Annotated in this window: 3 protein-coding genes; 1 reads left to right on the top strand and 2 read right to left on the bottom strand. The window is 45.7% G+C overall.

The window, feature by feature from the left end; genetic code table 11:
* Positions 1 to 1,467: PAS domain-containing protein (locus tag PLA23_RS11475; RefSeq protein WP_324475269.1), on the top strand; the 1,467-nt coding region annotated here is incomplete at its 5' end.
* A 1-nt stretch (position 1,468) separates the two neighbouring features.
* Here the strand turns inward: PLA23_RS11475 and PLA23_RS11470 are convergent.
* Both PLA23_RS11470 and PLA23_RS11465 read right to left on the bottom strand, forming a co-directional pair.
* Entirely contained in the window at positions 1,469 to 1,612 is a 144-nt protein-coding gene (locus PLA23_RS11470; protein WP_324329851.1) for a rubredoxin, read from the bottom strand.
* Positions 1,613 to 1,645: 33 nt separating this feature from the next.
* Positions 1,646 to 3,505, bottom strand: coding sequence for a hybrid sensor histidine kinase/response regulator (locus tag PLA23_RS11465; protein ID WP_324329852.1), 1,860 nt, complete (start codon positions 3,503 to 3,505; stop codon positions 1,646 to 1,648).
* Positions 3,506 to 3,697: the final 192 nt, after the last annotated feature.

Raw genomic sequence — 3,697 nt, 5'->3', positions numbered from 1 at the left:
CCGCTCACCGGGAGTGAACCGGATTATAGAAATATTGTCAGCTGGCAGCGACGATGTGCCCTGCAGGGTCTTCATCCAGGTTTTCTCGTCTATACAATACACAATGATGAACTGATTTTATTTGATATCTCACAGGGTAGTTTTTCAATAGCACTTGAGCATTCAGATGCGTCACATCAGATGATTGCATCACTTCGTCAGGTATCCGGCCGGTCAAAAGTTGAACGATCCCTTCGTGAGGATTATGATCATCATAACCGGATCATCAGCACAATGCCACTTTCTTGTCTGGAGGTTCATGATGGGATCATCATACGGGTTAACCCGGCATTTCTCCGCTTATCGGGATATGATGAACATGAAATCCTTGGTCATACACCGGAAAGTCGGTTTCTGTCTGAAGAATCGAAAACCGATCTTTTTCATGAAACCGGTCCCCTTAAGGTTTGGGAAGGGAGGATACGGGAGAGAATGGGGAGTGAGATTCCCTGTCGGATAACCGTGCATTCCGGTACTTCAGAATCTCCAGGTGATGGAATCTGGTTTATCGAAGATCGCCGGGAGTTTGCATCCCTTTCATCCGTTCTGAAGGAGACGGAGTACAAATGCCGTGAACAGCTCTATCTGGCTGAAACGATTGTGATACGCCTTCTCCCTGATGGAACGATCTCCTTTGCCAACCAGGCCGCTGAACGGTGTTTTGGATATGAATCAGATACACTTGCCGGCAAACCGGTCTCTCTTCTTTTTCCACAAGGGGTCATAAGTGATGATCCAAATCCCGCGGAATTATTTCTTGAAGTATCTGACGAATCCTCATCAGCCCTTCATATCTTTGAACATCTGAAAAAGAACGGAAGCCACCTCTGGATCGCCTGGACAAGCAAAGGGCTGTATACTGCTGACAATGAACTGACAGCTATTATCTGCATCGGGACAGATATGACCGAATATGCATCAAATGGCAGGGAGCGGATATCAACCCGTGTCTGGCGTGAACGGATACTGGCATTAACTGATATAGAGCCTCTGGTGTTTGATGCGGTACTACAGGCGTGTATGGAGATCGGACGGGAGGGCAGGGAAGGAAAGCCTGTTGGTACATCATTTCTTGTCGGAGATTCTGAAGAGGTTATGCGACTCTCAAGGCAGCTTATCCTGAACCCGTTTATTGGTCATCCGCCTGAACACCGGATGGTGTCAATTCCTGAGGTCAGAGAGATGCTCAAGGAATATGCGCTTCTTGATGGTGCGTTTGTGGTCAGTGGTACCGGTCTTTTGGAAGCAGCAGGTCGGTATATTACCGTAGATACCTCAGGTGTGTCTCTTCCAAAAGGGATGGGTACCCGCCATTCGTCTGTTGCAGCACTTACCAGTGTAACGGATGCTGTGGGATTTGTGGTATCGGAAAGTGGCGGGAAGGTCTCAATCATAAAAAAAGGAAAAATCGTTAAGGTTATCGCCTGATTTAAATCGGTCGGAAGAGGGTCTTTGCTGCAAGACAGATCGGGCATACCCAATCACGGGGCAGATTTTCAAAATCCGTTCCGGCAGGAGCATTTTTATCGCCGACAGCAGGGTCATACACATGTCCGCATATACTGCATTTCATCTTCTGCATACCAGCTGGTGGGAAGTATAATCATTAAATCATATGGTTTTCTGGAGCAGATTTCCATAGCCCCTTCGGGATGGTAATCTCAAACCTGACCCCCTGTCCAAATGAACCGGTCTCAATAATTGTAAATCCTGATATGTTCACGATCTCTCTGGCAAGAAACAGCCCGTATCCGGTATTACTCCCAAAGCCCCGCTCAAAAATCTTCTCTTTATACTGATACGGAATTCCGTATCCATCATCCTCATATATAAGCAGGTGGGCATCATCCTGAGTTGCACTATAAAACCGGACTTTTGACACTCGTTTTCCATGTCGCTCTGAATTGTCCAAAAGACAATAAAAGACTTTTTCCATAAGGGGGTCAGCGAGAATGTGAATATCAGATAAATCTTCGCCTATCTCAATAGAAGGAATATGGGATCCTCTGGCAGCCCGGGTGACAATAGTGGGAACATGATGCCATTGTGGTGCCTGCATCCCTATCTCCTGATACAACCGGGTGAATGATATCTGATTATGAATAGTGGTAATTGTGTTATTCATCCGGTTCAGGATGGCATGAATATCCGGATTATCAGCATAATCAGATAAGAGATCCGTATATCCGCTCAGCACGGTCAGCTGATTCAGGATATCATGGCGGGTAATACTTGAAAGGAGGTGAAGTTTCATATTTGCCCGCTCATATGCAGCAGTCACCTCCTTTCGAAAGGTAATATCCCGCTTACTCTCACGCCGGCCAAGCCATGTCCCGTCATCCCTGAACACAGACTGGCAGAAATGACTAATCCACCGCTCTTCTCCGTTTTTTGTGATGATCCGGTAGTCCATATGGAAAATCCCTTCCTGCTGGAGCGGAGCATTTGAGTAATGCCGCTCGATGAGAGGCCGGTCATCAGGATGCGTAATATCGATGACAAGATGAGGGTTTTGAATAAATTCTTCTGCCCGGTACCCGGTAATCCGTTCACAGGAAGGAGAGGTGTACAGGTATGCCCCCGAAGGGCTGATCCAGGACTCCCAGTCATAGGTGAAATCTGCAAGTGTTCGATATTTTTCTTCGTTTTCTATTATTATTCGCTCTAGTTTCTTCCGATCACTGACATCAAGAATCACACCGATAATCCCGATCACGGTTCCATCATGAGATAACAGAGCTGATTTTGAGAACAAAACGTCATGAATGTCTCCTTTTGCATCGGTTATCACATATTCATACTGCTGAATATATGGCTTTTTGATGATCAGTTTATCCATATCCCGATAGTGATCGGCAAGTTCCTTTGGATAGAAATCATACACCGATCTCCCGATAATGGAGAATTTCGGGTGTCCAATCAGATCTTCAAACGCTTTATTGCAGTCACGATACATACCACGGGTATCACGATAGAATACCGGGGCCGGAATAGCATCAAGAAGAGCCTGAATATATTGGGCAAACTCTGTCTGCTGCTCTACAAGGTCCCGGTATCGGTGTTCATTAATTATCGTCTCATCCCGTTTCCTTCGTTCTTCAACAGCTTGATTGATAAAACCTGCAAGCGTGCTGAGCACCTCTATGCTTGCGTCACCCTTTTTCAGGTAATAATTGGCACCTGCATTTATTGCTTCAATGGCAATATCTTCAGATCCATGACCGGTAAAGAAAATAAAGGGAATTTGGTTTCCTGTTTTTCGGATCTCCTTTAATAGAAATACTCCGTCCTGATCTGGTAACCGGTAGTCAGCAACAATTACATCAAACTGATACTGGGAAAGGAGCATCAGAGCCCCATTCACACAGTCTATTGTTCTGACCGTAAAACCTTCCTGGCGTTTGAGAAAAGCAGAGGTAATCTCAAGAACGGCCGGCTCATCATCAAGGAGCAGGATACGGATCACGGAGTACTACCCATTACTGAATTCATTTTAAACTGCTTAATAGAACCGGTGACAGGGAGCGGGACTGTATGCAAAACCGTATGTATAAAGGGTGCGGATATTTATCTACGATTATATGGTGTTTCTTCGAAAATATCTGGAGGCATGCGGGTGTGAACCTGATCTTATTGCCCTTATCCGGTTAATCTCCCG

It is taken from the genome of Methanospirillum sp. (assembly GCF_035406105.1).
Lineage (GTDB): Archaea > Halobacteriota > Methanomicrobia > Methanomicrobiales > Methanospirillaceae > Methanospirillum.
Note: the sequence above shows the minus strand (reverse complement) of the source record. Positions and strands in the feature narration are given on the sequence as shown.